An 18,735-nucleotide genomic window follows, 5' to 3' on the forward strand; every position below is an offset into this window, starting at 1 on the left:
CTCCATGGGCCACGGATCCCACCCCTCCGAAGCCACCCGGGTGTAGCACCCGACCCGGCACCGCACCGATTGTCTCCACACAGGACATAAGTCGGATCTGCACGAGGAGTCCCTCATGATCGTCGTACTGGTGGCGCTCGAGGTGGAGCGCAGCGAGATCAGGAAACGCCTGCACGACACGCACCTCGAGCGTCACCCCGCCGGCACCCACTTCGACGTGGGCACCCTGACCAGGCCCGACGGTGGACCCCCCACCCGGGTCGCCTTGGCGCTCGTCGGGCAGGGGAACCCCGCCGCCGGGGTCATCGCGGAACGTGCCATCAACCACTACAAGCCCGCCGCCGTACTCTTCGTCGGGGTGGCCGGCGGCCTGCGCGACTGGCTCGCCCTCGGCGACGTCGTGGTCGCCACCAAGGTGTACGCCTACCAGGGCGGTCGCAGCGAGGACGGTGCCTTCCGGGCGTACCCGCAGGCATGGCCGATGCCCTACGAGCTGGAGCAGGTCGCCCGACACCTCGCCCTCGACGAGGACTGGGCCGACGGACTGGACCGCACCCCGAGGGTCCACTTCGAACCCATCGCCGCCGGGGAGGTGGTGGTGAACGGGCGGGAGACGCCGGAGGCCCACCGCCTGCGTCAGCACTACGCCGACGCCGTGGCGGTGGAGATGGAGAGCGCCGGAGCGGCCCACGCGGGCCACGTGAACCACGCGGTGCCCACCGCCACCGTCCGCGGCATCAGCGACCACGCCGGTGGTCACAAGGACCAGACCGACGCCGAGGGGTGGCAGCCGAGAGCCGCGGCACACGCGGCGGCCTTCGCCCTGGCGCTGGCCGCCCGCATCGACCACCACGGCGCCTCCGCACCGGCCACCCGGGAGAGCGCGGACAGCAGCCGCTACACGATTAGCACCTCTGGGCCGCAGTCTCCGGTGATCGGAACCGGCGGCACCATCCGCGGCGGCGTGCACCTCGACTACCGGGAGGAGCGGCGAGATGGCTGAGACGCCCCGCCTGGACGTCCGCACCTCCGGGCCCAACTCCCCGGTGATCGCCCCGGGCGGTCACATCCACGACGGCGTACACAACTACTACGTCGCGCCGGACGACCTCCCGGAGAAGAAGTACAAGGTGGCGGTGCGCCGCCTCGACGGCGGCATGTCCCGAGCCGCGGAGCAGCTACTGGCCGAGGTGCTCGCCACCTCGTACGGTGACCGGCCCGGTGTGTACTACCACTACCTCGTCGCCGCGCTCAGCGACCGGACACTCAGCGCCCTCGACGAACGGCACCAGCAGGCGCTGGGCAACGCCCGGCGGCTGGTCGCCGAGGGTGCCGCCCCGAGCGGCGAGAGCGCCGATGACTCCCGCGACCGGAAGCGGCTGGGCAGCCTGGTCACCCTGATCGACCTCGCCGTGCGGATCAGCGACCCCGCGACGGATGCCAGCCGCAAAGAGGCGACCGGCGCCGACCTCGAAGAGACAGGTAAGGCGTACGCGCGCCTGCCCGAGGAGCACCAGCGGCACCTTGACGGGCTGCTCGCCGGACCCGTCAAGGACGAGATGTTCCGTCGGATCGCCAACCGGGTCCGGGAGCAGCGCTCCGGCGACGTCCTCGACCGGCGGTCGCGCGTCTGGAAGTTCTTCGAACCCGACCCCGCCGAGCCGAGAGAACTCGGCGGCATCCTGGCGCCGCCCTCGCGCGGCACGACGCTGGCCCGCTGGGCCGGGCTGGGGCTGGGGCTTGTCGGGGTTGCCGGCGTCGTGGCGCAACTTGGCTCGCTCGGCGCGTTCAGCACGATGACGTACGCGCTCGCCCTCGCCGGGGTCGGTGCCCTCGTCGGCGGCTACGCGAGATGGCAGCGGCAGCACCACCGCACGCTGCTCATCATCCATCGGGAGCGGTTCTACGGCCGTACCGCGCTGGCCGGCGAGGCGGACCCGGAGGTGATGCGCGCCGCGGTGCGTACCGTCGAGGCGGGCTTCTTCGCGAGCTTCGCGCCCGGGCAGCAGACGAGCTGGAGCCGGATGACCACCGGGCTGCGCCACTCCCTCGCCCGGGAGTTCGCGCACCTCTACGACGAGTCCGACCTGCGCAACGGGCACCTGGTGTGGCTCGCCCGCTGGCACGCCTGGCAGACCCGCGACGCCTGGGGCACCCGTCGGCTGGAGGCGCACGAGGAGACGTACCGCGAGCGGCCGCTGCTGCGGCGGGCCGAGCGGCTCGGGGTGGTCCTGCTGGCCGTCGCGGCGCTGCTGGTGCTCGCCCCGCTGCTGACCGACGGCGGCGCGGAGTCGGCGTTCCCGTTCCTCGCCGCCGCCGGTGTCACCCTGCTCTGGCGTAGCCAGCCGCTGTTGTGGGCACGGCAATCGGCCTACCGCGCCCTGGGCAGGGAGCAGGCCGAGCGGTACCGGGCCGAGCGAGCCGAATGGGAGAGCTGGTGCGCGGTCCTGCGTGATCGCCCCACCGACCAGGAGATGGCGGCCTGGCTGGCCCAGGATGTGCTGGTCTTCAAGGCGGACATGCTCCGCGAGCGGGGGATCCGCCCCTCGGAGGTGGCGTGCGCGCTCGAGCTGGCCACCGGCGCACCGGGGGCGAGCAGCGCACGGCTCGTCTACGGGCCGATCCGCTACTCGCGCTATGTGTTGACGCTGTTTCTGCTGACCGCGACGGGAATCCGCTACTTCCGCTCCGAGCTCGACTTCACAAACGGCGACCTGCACGGGTCGAGCCGACGCTCCATCCCCTACGGCGGGCTACGCGAGGTGGAGGTCACCGAGCAGAGCGTTCGGCGTCCCGTGCTCACCGCGGCCACACCGCAGTACGGCGGCGCGGGAGCCTCCGCGCCCGCCGAGCCGGCCTCGGAAGTGCACGTCCGACAACGGCGCTTCGTCGTCCGCACCGACACGCTCGGCACCATCGACGTTGAGCTGGGCGACTTCGGAGAGCTGCGGGACGGCAGGGAACCGGAGGGGTTGGTCGCCCGGCTCGTCCTCGACAGCACCGGCGTCAACGACGCGCTCGACGTGCTCGAGACGGTGGTGGTGGACGGCTCGTCCTGGCTAACCAAGGAGTTGAACCGCCGCCGCAGCGGCCTGTGGTGCCGGGGGCCGGAGAGCATCGAAGCCGGACGGGAGCACATTGCCACCCCGCCCGCCGGCGTTGACGCAGACACCATCCCGGAGGGCAAGCGGTGAACCGCAAGGTGATCGCTGTAGTGCTCACCGTCGTACTGGTCTGCCTGGGTAGCTGCTGCTTCAGCGGAGGCGTCACCATCGGCAGCGCCATGCCGTACGAGTGGCAGCTGCCCGACGGCGACAAGCCACCCGCGGACAAGAAGGTCGGCATCATGGGGCACGTCGCCTACCAGCCTCCGCTGCTGCCGGTGCAGTTCGTGCTCAACTCGGACGGCAGCGTGCAGGTGCAGACCGAGGACGTCTCCATCGTGACCCCGCTGGGGGTGTTCGGCGTCGGCGCCGGCGGTGGTGTCCAGGACGCCCGGGCGCCCGGGCGGATCCTGAAGGCGGAACCCGCCGACGTCACCCAACTGCTGATCTGCCCAATCGCGGCCCGTGAGAAGCCGGACGCCTCGTGCGAGACCTTCCGGATCAACAGCGGCCGCAAGCTGCGGATCGTCATGGACGGGCGCTTCGTGCAGGAGGTGGAGCGCAACCGCATCGTCGTCTTCGTCGCCCCGGGTTCGAATATCGACGTCACGGACGCCGGTGGGCCGACCAAAAACACCGAGGTGTACGGCCCCGCCCGCCTCGACGTCGAGAAGGTGACCTTCACCGCGAACGGTGAGCACACCTACCTGGATCTGGAGCGCAGCCAGGGGGGCATCACCGCCGACATCGCCTTCGACCACGTCACCGGCAGGCTGAAGCTGGTCAACGGGGCGCAGATCTCGCGGGTGCTCCGGCCGCAGATCTTCGACGGGATGACCGTCGACGATCTACCGAAGGAGGCCGACTGCCTGGCTCAGCGGGAGTGGAGTGGCGAGTTTCCACCGCTCACCTTTGCGCAGCGGATCATGCGCCTGGGCGGCGGGGCGAACAACCCGTTCGCCGCACCGCTCGCGGCCTGCGTCAAGACCGCTGAGGCCGATCTCGGCTATCTCATCATCTGGCCGGGCAAGGAGTGGTTCACCGGCGAGCCAAAGTTGACCTTGTACAGCCTCGTCTGGGTGCGGTGATCCCTGGTCGCCGCACCATACGGTCCGGTCGACGTACCAGTCGTCGCCCGGCACGCGCCGGTCGCCCCGCCGACACCGTAATCTTCCTCGACCCGCCGACCACAACATGTCAGTGGGACATCGTCGAGCGCCGGTGGCGCTTACACGGCGGCCAACACCGGCGTCCACGAGAACCCGACCGCGCCTCGGGTGGGCTGTCGGCGTGGCGTCGTCCGTTGATGCGGAGCGACGCAGGGTGAATGCGCCCGGCCTACCCCGGCCAGTTGACCAGGTAATCGTCAAACGGCACGTCGCCAGGCCGCTGGCCGCCGACCTCGACGTAACCGTCGATGTCCCGGTCGTACGGTGGACCGACGACGATCGGCATCTCGTGCGTGGAGTGCCGGGCCAGAAACCGCCAGGCCGCCCGGTTGAGCACCGGCTGCCGGGAGTTGGCCGGAGTCTCCGGACCACCACTGTGGAAGAACAACACCTGACCGTCGGCGTCGCGCACCGCATGCCCCAGGCAGAGCCGTTCCCGACAACGGAAACACGCAAGATAGCCGACCTTCGACACATCCCACCCGTTACTCGGGTAGTCGGCGAAGTCATCTTCTGGCCAGCCGGCAAGGTAGTCATCGAACTCGATGTCGCCAGGCTCGTCGCCGCCGATCTTGGCGGGCGGCCCCGGCGGCTCCCACATCTCGTCGTACTCCAGCTGAGAGTCGTAGATCACCTGCAACTGGTGGCCGACGTGCTCCGCGAAGATTTTCCACAACGCCCCCGACATCTCCCGCGCCTGACTGTGGTTGGGCGCATTCGGGTGCGCGTAGGCGAAGTAGATGATGTCGTCCCACGAGTTACGCACCGGCTTGCCGAGAAAGAGGCGGACTCGTCGGCAGAGGCAGAACAGGCTGGCGTCTATCCCCACAGGTCGTCCCCCCGTTCAGCCCGGCACGCCCATGCCACGGGCGCCCGGCATCCACAAGCCCCGCGGCCTGCCGTCCGGAGAACGAAACGCCACCCACACGTTCTGGTAGACGGCCAGCCGTGCATCGGAGCGGTTGCCCCAGAAGCGTTTCATCATGCCCTCCACAGCCGCCGCGTCGACACCGGGCGCTACTTGAACCAGCAGCTCTCCGTCGTATTGCATGTTGGGCGCCGCCGGGCGCTGGTTCATCAACAGGTACCAGGCAGGACCGTCACCGCAGCCCTTCGTCGGTTTTTCCCAGTGCCGCGAGGCCCGCCCTCGCTACCTCCAGCGGCACGACAGCGGCGACCGGTTCATGCTGCTCGCTGAGGTAGACGACCTGCCCCTCACGAACACTCCGCAGCAGCTCAGGCTGCAAGGCCGAGACCGGGAGGTCATCCGGTGGCGTAGGTCCGGTCCGCACTGGGCTCCCTCATGCCGCCCGCGTAGGGGTTATGCGGCGACGGGCCGACGCCGACTCCAAGCAAGGATGCTCTGGCCAAGCTGCCTACACCGAGAGCAGTGCCTCCTGGCTGGAGGTGATGAACTCGGCCAGCCCTTCCGGCTTGAGATCCACCGCAGGCAGCTTCTCGATCGTCACTCGGTCAAGCTGGTAGTCACCACGCGACGGGTCATCGAACTCCGGCCCGGTTCGAGCAGCCTCCCGCAGCTCAAGTAGCCGACAGACGAAGAAGTGCTGGACGGAAACACCCTCACCAGCCGGGACGGTGAACAGAAGCACCTGGGCGAACCGTTCGGCCTCGGCACCGAGTTCTTCGTGCAACTCCCGGCGAAGCGCAGCCTCCAGAGAGACATCCGTCGACTCCACGCCACCGCCCGGCGTCGTCCAGTACGGCACCTGGCCCGGCTTGAGCCGCTTGATCACCACGAGGCGGTCGTCCTCGTCCAGCAGAATGGCGCGCACCGACCTACGCACGATCCGACGCACAACCGGCCCCTATCCACGTCCAGAGCGACCAGGCACCAGCGCACCCGTGATCTATGGATCTGTCCGCTGGCACCGCACCGCGTCCCACCGACGCCGCCGCCGTCCAACGGCTCTCGAGCACCCACCGAGCGACCACCTACGACCGGGATACGCGAAAAAGGCCCTGACTGGCAGAGTTCTACCAGGTCAGGGCCTTGCTCGTTGGTGCGCCGCCAGGGACTCGAACCCCGAACCCGCGGATTAAGAGGCGGCGTTGATCAGTGCTCTTCCGTTCCTTCAGGTCTCACCGGTCCACGCGCTATCTGGCTTTGCCCGTTTGTGCCAAACGGAATTATCCCGCAGTCCAGTCTGAGCGAGCCGGTCCGTGGCGGCCGAGCACCCAGGGAGCACCACCGTGACGCGCCTCGGGTGGGCTTTCGGCGTGGCGTCGTCCGTTGATGCGGAGCGACGCAGGGTGAATGCGCCCGGCCTACCCGGGCCAGTTGGCCAGATAGTCGTCAAACGGCACGTCGTCAAGCCGCTGGCCGCCGATCTCGACGTAACTGTCGGTGTCCCGGTCGTACGGTGGGCCAACAATGATCGGCATCTCGTGGGTCGAGTGACGGGCCAGAAACCGCCAGGCCGCCCGGTTGAGTACCGGCTGCCGGGAGTTGGCCGGAGCCTCCGGACCGCCACTGTGGAAGAACAGCACCCGACCGTCGGCGTCACGCACCGCCTGCCCCAGGCAGAGCCGTTCCCGACATCGGAAACAGGCCAGGTAGCCGGTCTTCGACACATCCCACCCTTTACTGGGGTAGTCGGCGAAACTGTTCTCGGGCCAGTCGGCAAGGTAGTCATCGAACTCGATGTCGCCAGGCTCGTCACCGCCGATCATGGCCGGAGGCCCAGGCGGCTCCCACATCTCGTCGTACTCCAACTGAGAGTCGTAAATCACCTGCAACTGGTGACCGACATGCTCCGCAAAGATCTTCCACAACGCCCCCGACATCCGCCGCGACTGACTGTGCTTGGGGATGCTCGGGTGCGCGTAGGCGAAATAGATGATGTCGTCCCACGAGTTACGCACCGGCTTGCCGAGGACCAGCTGGACCCGTCGGCACAGGCAGAACAAGGTGGCGTCAATTCCCACAGGTCGTCCCCCGCTCAGCCCGGCACACCCATGCCACGCGCGCCCGGCATCCACAAGCCCAGCGGCCTTCCGTCCGGAGACCGGAACGCCACCCACATGTTCTGGTAGACGGCCAGCCGGGCATCGGAGCGGTTGCCCCAGAAGCTTCTCATCATGCCCTCGGCCGCCGCCGCGTCGACACCGGGCGCTACCTGGACCAGCAGCTCTCCGTCGTATTCCATGCTAGGCGCTGCGGCGCGGAGTCGGTTCGGAAACTGGTTGGGTTTGCCGGCGAACGTCTTGATCTGGCGTCCCAGCACCAGCTTGCCCGACGCGTCGTAGAACAACACGTCGTATCCCTGGACGTTGTCCCCGGCCACCTTCGGCGTCGCCCCGGCCGGACCGTAAAGGGCAAGCTCCGCGTTCTTTCGCGTCAGTGCCGGGCCGGCCTGCTTGGAGTGCTCGGCAACCAGGGAGTCGATCGCCGCCTGCAGCTCAACACCGGAAAGGGCGAGCACTCCTCCGCAGCCGCCACACGCCGCATACGCACGCCGGGTATTGCGGGCAAGCACCTCGACGGGATTGACCGGCGCGGACTCGGGCTCAACCGAGGCGGCCACCTCGCTGGCCGCCGGCGCGGCGGTCGCCGGCGACGGGCTCTGGCTGACCGCTGGCGGTTGTGTGCCGCCATCCGTGCCGCAACCGGCCAGCACAACCGACAACACCACCGCAAGAAACGCACTCGCCCCCGTGCGCGATGACATGTGAACCTCCCCCGTCGCCAAGAGCCTAGCCAACATTCATCGATCCATGTGTCGGACGACGAAGCAGCATGACCAATATGGACGGAGCCAACGACGTTTCCCTCAACGCGGCAGCCGCGCCCGGCCCCGACTCAGCACATCGGATCTCGGACACAGCTAAACGTCGGTCAACGACCGTCGGTCGAGCCATGTCCTACTGCGCTAACGGCACCTAGAGTGGTGCGGTGCTGACCCTCGGCGTCGACCTCGCAGCGGCGGACAAGCGCACAGCGATGGCCACGGTCGAATGTGCTGGGGTGTACCGCCATTCTGCGTCGCGATCCGGAGAGCACCCTCGTCTCGATCGCGCCTTCGGCGCCACAGTCGCGGATGGTGGTAACGGCAGCCGGCGCCGGTACACCGGCCTACACGGCTGACGACCGGCTCGCTGTCCACCAACACCCCGTCACAATCGAAGATGACGAGATCGGCCCGGCCATGATCGCCCATCGGTGATCATGGCCCTTCCAGGCCGCGTCCCACCGGTGACGGCCGGTCCCGGCATCGCCTGCCGGGTCCAACGGCTCCCGAGCACCCACCGAGCCACCAGCCGCCCCCGGCGTACGCGAAAAAGGCCCCGACCGGCAGAGTTCTACCAGATCAGGGCCTTGCTCGTTGGTGCGCCGCCAGGGACTCGAACCCCGAACCCGCGGATTAAGAGATAGATGATCGTAGACTCGATTCGTCCAACTGAGTCGCATGGGCCCATCTATTCCTAGTCAGGCCGCGACTTCACCGAGACGGTGTACCGCTCAGTCCCCCGGATGCTTGGTCGTCCAATTCCGCCGGAGCACCCGCGGAGCACCCACATGGCCTGTCGTGAGCACCAGACCGGGCTCGGTTCCAGTACGACTATGACGATCTGCCGCTGCGGGCCCAAGCAAGCCGAACAGCCCAGGCCGGGGTCAGTCCCGTCCGACCCGTCCGCCTCAGTACTGTCGGTCATTTTCCGACGGCGTGAAGTCGTAGTCACGGGCCGAGAGCGCACCGCCGTCAGGGTTCCAGGTGAAGACCCGGAAAGTGCCGCTTGCCGGGACCGCTTCACCGTCTGCCGTGAAGACGACATCGGACAGGATGCCGAGCACGCAGTAGCCGACGTGTTCCCGCGCCCACTGCACCTCGTTGCGCGAGACGATCACAGTCGCGCCCGCGGTCTCGGTGCCCTTGGCCTCAAGCCATAACGTCTGATCGTTCTTGGTGGCGATAGCGTCGTAAGGATTGCCGAACCGGACGTCTTGCACGATCCAGCCACGGTCCCGGAAGTGCGCCATTAGTCGGTCTTGGGCGGCGTCTTCGACTTTTCGGCGCCGCGTGGGATCTAATTGCCAGCCTTGTCGAGGCGAACCGCGAGCCGGTAGCGGAGCGGGATGACCGAGATGTGCCGCCCAGAGCTCTTCGAGCTTCGCGGCGACGTACGGCGCCAGGACCCATCCGCTACCTTGCGGCCGCCATGCGCCGGCTTCAGGAATGTGGTTGACCAGGAGCGCGTGCGGCAGCCCGTCCTCGGGCAGCAGGAGCGTGTCCCAGTCGATCAGTACGTAGTTGGCGTGCTGGCCCGCGCGTTCGTCGTCCCATTGCTCATCAGGGAAGATTCGGCTCGCGGCGGTGCCGCTGCCGATGATGCCCCGTGGTTCTGGTCCCTGTCGCAGGAAAAAGATGCGGTCACCTGGCTCGATGCCGCCCTTGCGGCTTCCAGTGGACCATCGGTCCCGCAGGAGCCGGCCCGACTCGACGGCTTCAACGTCTCGGGGGTAGACGGTCTCCACCCAGTCGTCCGGGTTCCACCGCTCGGGGTTCCACGTCACCACCATGGTGGCCCGCTCACGTTCATCGATGCCCGCCCGGTCGGCCGCGGGGAGCACGTCCAGCCTGGCGGTATCGAAGTAGCTCACCGGATTGCGGTGTCGAGGCGCCGGCGCACCTTTCAGCGCGTCGTGCACGGGGTCGCCAGGGCGCAGCACCCGCCCGACCAGCGCCCACTTCGTCACGCCGTCAACATCGTGGCGGGTGCGGCCCTCAATCTCAGCGACGACCTGGACACGACCATCGAACGACAGGGTGGCGATTCGCTCGCCGTCGACCCGGCCCCCGACGGTCCAGAGGCCACGGTTGACCTCCCACAGTTCGTCATCGGTCGCGGTCGCCTCCCACCCCACCCAGGTTCGCCCGAGCGGGTCACCGGACGGCACGTCACGCGCCTCGGTCAGCACAAAGTTCACGGCCATCCGCGCATCTTGCCCAGGCTGGCCGACTGAACGCCAGAGCCGGCCGGACAGGTGCAATCAGCGGACATGCGGGGGCTACTGTCCAGGGTCGCTCGGCTCCTGCAGCCTGCTGCTCAACTGTGCTTGCGAGGCCGCCCGCGCTTCGATTTCAGGGGACGCCAATCGCGTAGATTTTCCTCAGTGACGACCCACCGGACCATCAAGTCGTCCAGCAGCGTGCGGTGGCTCTCGTACTGCCGGTCACTACACCATTGCTTCACCCACGGCAGCAACTCGAGCAGACCGGCGAGCAGCGGAACGGCGTCATCGCGAGTCGGCGCGGCTGACGCGAGGTCGGACAACACCATTGCCCGGTCTTCGACGGGCCAGCCGGCCCACCCCACCATGGCGTCCTTGATCGCGCCCCCCGAGCGCGCATAGGACACGAACCTCTCGCCAGGCACGTCGTACTTGCCACGGTGCCGCCAATAGCTGGCCTTTAGGAAGTCGGCGCTGCTGTATTTCGGTGGTAGCGGGACCGGCGCGGTATGAACTTGATCCTGGTCCCGTTGGAGCCGCCACGTCTCCTCCCACGCAACGCGCTTCGCGATGCCTGAATCCCGATAACGTAGGGCGGAGAGGTAGGGAACGACCTCGTCTGCGAACAGACCCCTCACGACGTCGACCAGCGGTTGGCCTGGTGCGTACAGCCCAGCGGCCTCGATGACTGCCGGGTCCTCGCCCAGTAGCTCGGCGAGCTTCGTTACCGTTAGCGGTCGCGCGCGCCTTGCGCCGTCTGCGTCGTCGTACCAGAGCTCGGCCGTCTCGCACCTGTCGAGCAACCAGGTTCGCAGGGCATCGGCCGCCATGACGTCCCAGCCCGTGGAGGCCCACCGTCGTTTGAACTCCGGCTTTTCCAGAGTCCGCAACCGCCTGTCCCGCTGTATCGCATCGATGCGCCGCTTAACCACCTCTCGATAGGACGCCGGCCAGTAGGCGGGCAGATCGGTGGTCGGAAGGCCGCCGTGCCGCACATACCAAGCAGTGTCCAGCTCGCCCACGACCAACTGTCGAGCCATGGCGATCTCGAAGGCTCGCTCGCCAAAGCTCAGTGGCGGAACGGCGGAGGCAGCGGCCAGCAGGCCCTCGTCCTTGGCTACGCCAAACCGGAGATAGACCTCCCAGTCCAGCTCCTCTTGCAGGGCCACCATACGGGCGCGGATAGCTTCCCAACGGGAGCGAGCCGTGGAGAAGCCTTCGCGGCTCGGGGACTGGCGGCTGAGGACCGCCGCGGGGGCGGCCTCAGACAGCTCCCGGGCGAGCCGGTCCAACTCATCGGCATACGTGGTGTGCAGCTTCTCGGGCAATGGAAGCTCACGCAGCCGGGTGGCCGCAATCTCATAGAAGACGTCCCAGTGTTCGCCGGTACCGGTCTGGTCGAGGCCTGACTTGCCCTTGCTGTTGCTGCCGTGCTTCAACCAGAAGCAAACCGAAGAACTGTTGAGCCACGCGGTCAGGTCGGTCCGACGCTGTGCCGGCGCGTCGGGAGGAAGCTCGATGATCGGCGCGGACTGCAGTGGCACCTCATCCGTGTGCAGGGAAGCGAAATGATTGTGGGTGGCGATCCAGGAATACGTGATCAGCCGATCGTGCGTGCCCCTTCGACCGACGAACTGATGCCAGCCGTACCAGGGCCTTCCGCTCTTGTCGGAAGATCCGTCGCTGCCGGAAGGGCGGTTCTGCAGCACCAGCCTGTACGGCCACAGCCGTCGTAGATGCGCGGGATGCTGCTCGATCGAGACGATATCGCCCGATGAATCGTACGGACAGAACGCGTAACGGTCGGCCCGGGCGTTCCAGTCCCGGACCTCGGAGCCGGAGATCACGCCCACAAGGACGTCGTCATCAGGAATTCCAAGCGTCGCGAAGGTGTGACGTGGCGCGGTGAAGATGTCATCCGATCCCGTGTTGGCGAAGTATCCAATTCGCACCACATAGTCGTTCAGCCGACGTGGCGCACCGGCGATCTGCGCAAGGACCTCGTCCGCCTCGCTTGTTGCAATCCTCAGCGGAAACGAGCGGAGTTGTTCTTGGCTGACGTAGCGAGACGCCGACCACGTGTCGGCGTGACCAGGATGCGCCGTCTGTCGCAGCAACGATCGCCAGACCGGCGCCTGAGCGGGATCGGACGGCACGGCCGGCTCGCCACGTAGACCGGTCACGGTGAGCACCGGCGCCGCGTCACGAGGCGGCTCATTGCGTCCGATCAATATGACGGTGGGCGTGCCGTGGCCTGGAATGAACGCGCCCGAAGTGTCGATGATGTGCGTGAGCGCGACCCGGTGCCCGAAGAACTCCTCGACGAGCCTTCGACCGAACTCGCGCTTCATGAACGAGTTGGACGTCAGCTGACCGACATGTCCACCGGGCCGCGCCAACTGAAAAAGCCTCTGCGAGAAGGGAATCGTGAGGGCGTACCTGCCGACGCAGGCGTCGTACCGGGCGCGGTAGACCTCATCGAGGATCTTGTCCCGGACGGTGGCGTAGGGCGGATTGCCCACCACCACGTCGTAGTCACCGCCGAAAGGGTCCTCGACCAGCGAATCGGCGACGGCTACCGAGAACCGCCAGTCAAACCCGGCAACCTCGCTGAGCCTCGTGGCGCCACACGCGCGCACCGCAGCCATGAGCAGGCGGAACCGGGTGATAGCCACGGCGAAAGGGTTGAGATCCACCCCGTGCACGGAGCGCAGCGCACGACCGACCAGATCCTCGACAGCAACCGTGGGAGCGGCCCGCCGCCAGGCGGAAAACAGCCGCGTGAATGCCGCCAGGACAAAATGCCCCGACCCGCAGACTGGATCCATCAGGCGGAGGGACTCATGCCCACGCTCCTGGATCGCAGGTTCAAGCGTGAGATCCAAGATGAACTCGGTGACGAAGGCAGGCGTCTGCAGCAGGGCGTACTGCTTGCTGGCACTCTCATCGATGACCTGGTAGAGGTCGCCGAGGAAGCGGGTGTTCAGGTCAGCGGCGCCGAGGTCCTGCGCCTTTCCGGCCGCGTCGGTGCGGTTCCAGAAGCCGACCAGTTGGCTGGCCATCTGTTCCGAGATCGGCAGGTCGAAGAGCGCGTTCTGCCCGCGCTCGAACAGCCCGGTTCCGGGATCGACCGCAGCGAAGGCCTCGATCCGGGAGCGGAGCCAAGGCAGCTGCTGGCTCGGCACCGCAGGTGGCGACGGTCCATCGATCAGGCGGTTGTCCTCCGCGAACCGCACAAACAGAATGCTCAGCACCCACGCGACCGCTACCTGGTCGACCTGCACGTCCGAGGCTTCGCTGACCCGGGTTGCGCGTAGATCCTCTTCGACAAGCCGCACGAGCCGTCGCAAAGGGGTGGATAGCTCCACGGTCGACACGTGAGACTCGCCTCCTGGAATTTTTGAACCGTGTTAGAACTTCCGCTACTCTACCCTCACAGCTTCCCCTCTCCGCCGCACGCTGTTCGCCATCGACAGGCGCTGACGTGCCCCGGTGCCCCACAAGCACCCGGGAACAGCCGGAGGCCACGAAAGGACGGATCGGCAATGACTCCTCCGACGCGCCCCCTCTGGCTCGCGGTGATCATCATCTTCAGCCTCATGGTGGGCGCGGCCGCCGGGCTGCTGACAGGGATGAGCTCGAAAGATCCGGTCGACGGGATCTTGACCGGAGCCGCCAGCTTCACAGGCACCGTGCTCCTCCTGCTGGCGATAGCGGCATTCCTCACCTCGTCGCCGGGCCGACCCTGAGACTCTGGATGCGCAGCCGATGAGCCGCATGCGAGGCCACATCCGGGTGCCGGGACCTTCGCCCGTCCTACTCATACCCCTCTTGATCACCGTGATGAACACGCGGCGCCTCGGACTCACTCGACCCGAGGCGACGGCGATCTTCATCGAGCGCTGGGCGAGGATGACCGGTTGCACCGTTCCGGCTGGCCTACCTCGCGTGACCAATACCGTCGCGTCGCTTGCCGTGAACATGCTGTGCACCGCGCCTACCCCAGCCCTCAGGCCGAAGGCGCGGGATCCGCAAGAACGTACGTCCGCGAAGCCGCTGAGCCGACCAGCACAGCAGCCACACATCTACCGTTGCCCAGCCATCCGTCTGTACCGCACTAGCCAATCAGCCAACACGAATCCCGCAGATGTACATCTCGTCGTAGGGCGGCAACTTGCTGAGCGGAGACCATGGTCATCCGCTACTGGCCGGATATGCTCCTGCGGCTCAGGGCGGTAGGTTCGGGGACGGCCAGGCGCGGTGGGGAGGGCGAACAGTGGCAGAGGTTGGGCAAGACCGGTGGATCGAGGTCTCGCCCTCACAGTTCCCGCACGAGGCTGAAGGGCTGGCACTAGTCCGCGGGATCATGCCCAGCGAGACGCCGTTTCGGGCCTGGTCGAATTTCGAGTTCCGCGACTCACGGGGTCGATGGCACGAGGTAGACCTGCTCCTGCTCGGCCGTAAGCAACTCCACCTCATCGAGCTGAAGTATTACTCTGGCACCCTCCGCGGCGATGACCAGCGTTGGGCTCGCGATGGCCGGCGGCCGGAGGATTCCCCGCTCAAGCTGGCGCGGCGCAAGGCGCAGTTTTTCGCGAGCAAGCTTAAGGACGAGCTGCGCTTATGGGCGCAAGAGCAGCACGTTCAGATTCCCGACGAGCGAGATGTCATCCCGTTCGTGCAGGAGGCAGTCTTCCTGCACCATCCCGATCTGCGTTGCGCCCTTGGCCCGTCCAGCGCGATCAACCTCTACGGCCTGGATGGCCGCAGCACCCAGAGCAACCTCACGGAGATCTCTGAACTGGTGCTCGAACCCGCGGGGCGGCGGGCGATCGGACCGAACCAGGAACACATCCTGGTCAAGCTGCTCGAACGCATCGGTCTCGTACAACGCCGGGAGCGTGAGGCAGGGTCCTGGGTCATCGAAGACCAGGCCATCGACTCGGACGAGGGCTGGCAGGACTGGCTCGCCTACCACCGGGTGGTCCAGCAGGACCGCGCCCGGATCCGGTTCCGAGTCCTGCCACCCACGGCCGGTCAGCAAGAGCGGGCGTCGGCCCGACGGATCGCGGAGCACGAGTTCCGGGTCATGTCGCGGCTGCAGCACGACGGGCTGCTGCGCCCGCGCGACCTGGTCGAGTCGGAGCTCGGCATCGGGCTGGTCTACCCCTACGACCAGCAATGGCAGCGCCTTGACCTGTGGCTGGCCGGCCAGAATCAGGGTGTGCCGCTGGCGACGCAGTTGTCGATGATCCGCCAGATCGGCGAGGCACTGCAGTACGCCCACAACAACCGGGTCGTGCACCGCGGGCTGATCCCGCAGGCGGTCTGGGTGCGTCCGGTTCCCGGTACCCAGAGCGATGTCAAGGTGCGGGTCGGTGATTGGCAGGGCGCCGGCAGCGTCCAGGGCGCCGCGGCCACCCATTCCTCGGTCCACGGGGTGACCTCTCTGGTCGACGCCGCCCTCGCCGACCACGGATCAGGAACGGCGGAGGTGTTCAGCGCTCCGGAGGGGGTGTGGAGCGCAGACGCCGACCGTATCCGGCTTGATGTGTTCGGGTTGGGCACACTCGCCTTCTACCTGATCACCGGGAGACCGCCGGCGCCCAACCGGAGTGCTCTCAGGCAGCGCCTGCGCGACCAGCACGGCCTCGATCTGGCGATCGAGCTGCCTCAGGTCCCGTCGACGCTGCGATCACTCGTCCTCAAGGCAACCGATCCGGCGCCCAGTCGGCGGACGGCCGACGTCGCAGCGTTCCTGTCGCAGCTTGCCGCAGCCGAGCGCGACGCCGCGACGAGTGAGGAGACCGATCCGCTCGAGGCGGCACCCGGCGCCGTCCTCGACGGAAGGTTCCGGCTAGTTCGGCGCCTCGGGCAGGGCTCGACCGCGGTGGGTCTGCTCGTGCAGGATCTGCACGTCGAAGGAAACGGCGAGTGTGTCCTCAAAGTGGCTCTCGACGACACCGCCGCGACCCGTCTCGACGATGAGGCGGAGGCGCTGCGGCGCCTCGACGTCCCGCGGATCGTGAAGATTCTCGAAGGACCGATCGTAGTCGGCGGCCGGCGAGCCCTCCTGCTCGAAAGTGCCGGGCCGGAGACTCTCACCACCGCGCTGCGGACGCGCACCCGCCTGTCATTTGACCTGCTGGAACGGTACGGGACGGACCTGCTGGACTGCCTCGTCGCGCTGGACAAGGCCGGGATCGACCACCGGGACATCAAGCCGTCCAACCTGGGCGTGCGGGAAAGCCGCGGTGACCGCACCAAGCACCTGATCCTTTTTGACTTCTCCCTGACCCGCGCTGCAGCCTCTGCTACCCAGGCCGGCACCCCGCCGTACCTCGACCCGTTCCTCATCGGCACGCGGGACCGGTACGACTCGGCAGCGGAACGATACGCCGCCGCGGTGGTTCTCTTCGAGATGGCGACCGGCAGCACGCCGGTCTACGGAGACGGCGAGGGCGACCCGGGAAGCATTCCGGATGAGGCGACCATCAGGCCGGAGATGTTCGACGCCACGCTCGCCGGCGACTTGGTCGATTTCTTCCGTAAGGCACTGGCCCGCGATGCCGGCGCCCGGCATCACACCGCCGAGGCGATGCGGGCTGCATGGCTGAGGATCTTCGCGAAGGACGCCACGACCGAGCCCGACGAGTCCTACGACGAGCTGGCAGCTCGGGCGACCCTGACCACGCCACTGCGCGACTCCGGGCTGACCGCCCGCGCCCTGTCGGCGCTGGAACCCTATGCCGTCCAGACGGTCGGCGAGCTGCTGACCGTCGACCCGGTGCAGCTGTCCCGCCTTCAGGGCGTCAAGAACGCGACCCGCCTGCAGCTCACCTCGCGCATCAAGGAATGGCGCGCCCGGCTCGGCTCCGAGATCCGCACGGCGGAGCGAAGCGGTCCGGAGCTCACCCCTACGGCAGCTGCAGACCTTCTGCTGAGAGTTGTCGCCACGCCGCGCTCACCGTCACGCGGTGGAGTCGTCCGCCTGATCCTGGGGTTCGACACGACGCTCGACGCCTTCGCGACGCACGCCCAGCTCGGGGCCAACCTCGACGAGCCAGTCCAGCAGTCGCGCGTCACGACGCTGCTCGGAACCCTGCAAGAGCGGTGGGCCGGGGATCACGACGCCCGAGCGCTTCTCGACCGGTTGGCCGAAGCGGTCTCGGCCCGTCTCACCGAACTCGGCTCGGTCGCGACGATCGCCGAGTTGACCCGCACGGTGGCAGAAACGCTCGCGCCTGCGGCCCATCCCGACGAGCGGCTGGCTCGTGGTCTGCTGCGTTTCGCGCTCGAACGCCGCAAGGCAATGAACAAGGCCGACGGCTCGCAGCCCCCCGTCTGGGTACGCAGGCGCGCGGGAGTGGTCACGTTGCTGGCCGAGGACCAGGCGCTGTGCGATGTCGCCGAGTCGCTCGCCTCGGAGGCGGACCGTCTCGTCAACGCGGCCGGCGACGCCGCCAATTTGGTCATCCCGGCGCAACGCGTGCAGGCCCGCCTCGAAGCAGCTGTCCCCACCGAGAGCGGATGGCCGGCGGCCCTCGCCGACCCGCTGCGCCGGGTGACTCTGGCCGCCGCCGCATCGACCCACGCGGCTGCCTCAGGTGCCGGAGATCTGCACCACCGCGGCTTCACCGCGGTCGCGGCCCTGGCCCAGACGTTCGCGGACTTCGGCGGGCAGCAGCTCACCCCGGACGAGATCCGCGAACGCGTACGGGTTCGGTTCCCCGCCGTGCCGGAGCTGCCGCGGCGGCCGACGCTCGACAGCCTGATCACGGAGGCTGGTCTCGGCCTGATCTTCGACGACCGGCTTCGGGTCTACCGGGCCCTGGACACCGGTTCCGCGACAACCGGGCTGGATTCCCGGTCGGCGACCAGTCTCGCCGTGACCACCTCCCCGGTGGGTGCCACGGGTGCGCTGGGTGCCCGTTTGGAGACCTCGATCGGCAGCCGGTCCTTCCTCGCGCTCGGCACCCGCGCCGATCGCCTGGGCCGTCTGATTGACGCCGTCAAGGCGCGGTACGGGGCGACGACGGTGGACCTGACCGGAGCACTGCTGGACGCGCTGCGTGCCGTGTCCGCGGCCGCCAACATGCCCTGGGATCTGGTACGCGCCGCGGACGCCGAACGGGAGTCGAGCCGTCCCCGTCGCGGTCTGGATGAGCTGATCCGCCGATCCTGGCCCGAGGTCGAGGCCACCGTCGAGAGGGCGTTGTCCGCGGGACGCGACGACTCGCCCGTGTTGCTCACGGACGCGTCGCCGCTCGCCCGCTACGGCAACATGGCGCTGCTCACCCGCTGGACGGACCTGGCCGCCCCGCGCCGCCGTGCGGTCTGGCTGCTCGTGCCGCAGCTCAACGGCAACCACGGTCCTGTGATTGACGGCCGGCCGGTTCCGCTCGCCGCACCCAACCAGTTCGTCAACCTCGACAACGAGTGGATCGACAGCACGGCTGCCCTGACCGCAGCCACCCAAAAGGAGCAGTAG

12 protein-coding genes are annotated in these 18,735 nt (G+C 67.8%); 5 read left to right on the forward strand and 7 right to left on the reverse strand.

All coding sequences use genetic code 11. From position 1 onward, the window contains the following. The first annotated feature begins 115 nt into the window (after positions 1–115). The 3 genes from O3597_RS19335 to O3597_RS19345 are packed head-to-tail and all read left to right on the forward strand — an operon-like array spanning position 116 to position 4,192. Entirely contained in the window at positions 116–1,003 is an 888-nt protein-coding gene (locus O3597_RS19335) for a 5'-methylthioadenosine/S-adenosylhomocysteine nucleosidase (RefSeq protein ID WP_281601956.1), read from the forward strand. After that, positions 996–3,194, forward strand: coding sequence for a hypothetical protein (locus O3597_RS19340; RefSeq protein ID WP_281601957.1), 2,199 nt, complete (start codon positions 996–998; stop codon positions 3,192–3,194). The genes O3597_RS19335 and O3597_RS19340 overlap by 8 nt, the downstream gene beginning before the upstream one ends. Further along, entirely contained in the window at positions 3,191–4,192 is a 1,002-nt protein-coding gene (locus tag O3597_RS19345) for a hypothetical protein (protein ID WP_281601958.1), read from the forward strand. Before O3597_RS19340 ends, O3597_RS19345 begins: the two co-directional genes overlap by 4 nt. 250 nt (positions 4,193–4,442) lie before the next feature. On the opposite strand, the gene O3597_RS19350 is transcribed toward O3597_RS19345, so the two are convergent. The 7 genes from O3597_RS19350 to pglX all read right to left on the reverse strand — a co-directional run bounded on the left by O3597_RS19350 (position 4,443) and on the right by pglX (position 13,621). After that, positions 4,443–5,102: a hypothetical protein gene (locus tag O3597_RS19350; RefSeq protein WP_281601959.1), complete on the reverse strand. Its 660-nt coding sequence runs from the start codon at positions 5,100–5,102 to the stop codon at positions 4,443–4,445. Between the two features lie 15 nt (positions 5,103–5,117). Continuing rightward, positions 5,118–5,351 carry a hypothetical protein gene (locus O3597_RS19355; RefSeq protein ID WP_281601960.1) on the reverse strand — a complete coding sequence of 78 codons (234 nt, stop codon included), beginning with the start codon at positions 5,349–5,351 and terminating at the stop codon, positions 5,118–5,120. 298 nt (positions 5,352–5,649) lie between these two features. Further along, positions 5,650–6,090 (reverse strand): NUDIX domain-containing protein, encoded by a 441-nt coding sequence (locus O3597_RS19360; protein WP_281601961.1) that lies wholly within the window; start codon positions 6,088–6,090, stop codon positions 5,650–5,652. Positions 6,091–6,559: 469 nt separating this feature from the next. Continuing rightward, positions 6,560–7,219: a hypothetical protein gene (locus tag O3597_RS19365; RefSeq protein ID WP_281601962.1), complete on the reverse strand. Its 660-nt coding sequence runs from the start codon at positions 7,217–7,219 to the stop codon at positions 6,560–6,562. A gap of 14 nt (positions 7,220–7,233) precedes the next feature. Next, positions 7,234–7,962 (reverse strand): hypothetical protein, encoded by a 729-nt coding sequence (locus O3597_RS19370; RefSeq protein ID WP_281601963.1) that lies wholly within the window; start codon positions 7,960–7,962, stop codon positions 7,234–7,236. A gap of 968 nt (positions 7,963–8,930) precedes the next feature. After that, positions 8,931–10,226 (reverse strand): DUF3883 domain-containing protein, encoded by a 1,296-nt coding sequence (locus O3597_RS19375; RefSeq protein ID WP_281601964.1) that lies wholly within the window; start codon positions 10,224–10,226, stop codon positions 8,931–8,933. 113 nt (positions 10,227–10,339) lie between these two features. Further along, a complete protein-coding gene (gene pglX / locus O3597_RS19380; protein WP_281601965.1) occupies positions 10,340–13,621 on the reverse strand; it encodes a BREX-2 system adenine-specific DNA-methyltransferase PglX in 3,282 nt (1,093 codons plus the stop codon). 168 nt (positions 13,622–13,789) lie between these two features. On the opposite strand from pglX, the gene O3597_RS19385 reads away from it, so the two are divergent. Both O3597_RS19385 and pglW read left to right on the forward strand, forming a co-directional pair. Next, positions 13,790–13,993, forward strand: coding sequence for a hypothetical protein (locus O3597_RS19385; protein ID WP_281601966.1), 204 nt, complete (start codon positions 13,790–13,792; stop codon positions 13,991–13,993). 527 nt (positions 13,994–14,520) lie between these two features. After that, positions 14,521–18,735 carry a BREX system serine/threonine kinase PglW gene (gene pglW / locus O3597_RS19390; protein WP_281601967.1) on the forward strand — a complete coding sequence of 1,405 codons (4,215 nt, stop codon included), beginning with the start codon at positions 14,521–14,523 and terminating at the stop codon, positions 18,733–18,735.

It is taken from the genome of Verrucosispora sp. WMMA2044 (genome assembly GCF_027497155.1).
GTDB lineage: Bacteria > Actinomycetota > Actinomycetes > Mycobacteriales > Micromonosporaceae > Micromonospora > Micromonospora palythoicola.

Excerpts from the sequence above, each read along its gene's own strand:
- O3597_RS19370 (WP_281601963.1), bottom strand. The coding sequence starts at position 7,962 with ATGTCATCGCGCACGGGGGCGAGTGCGTTTCTTGCGGTGGTGTTGTCG.
- O3597_RS19375 (WP_281601964.1), bottom strand. The coding sequence starts at position 10,226 with ATGGCCGTGAACTTTGTGCTGACCGAGGCGCGTGACGTGCCGTCCGGT.
- O3597_RS19340 (WP_281601957.1), top strand. The coding sequence starts at position 996 with ATGGCTGAGACGCCCCGCCTGGACGTCCGCACCTCCGGGCCCAACTCC.
- O3597_RS19335 (WP_281601956.1), top strand. The coding sequence starts at position 116 with ATGATCGTCGTACTGGTGGCGCTCGAGGTGGAGCGCAGCGAGATCAGG.
- O3597_RS19355 (WP_281601960.1), bottom strand. The coding sequence starts at position 5,351 with ATGAACCAGCGCCCGGCGGCGCCCAACATGCAATACGACGGAGAGCTG.
- O3597_RS19385 (WP_281601966.1), top strand. The coding sequence starts at position 13,790 with ATGACTCCTCCGACGCGCCCCCTCTGGCTCGCGGTGATCATCATCTTC.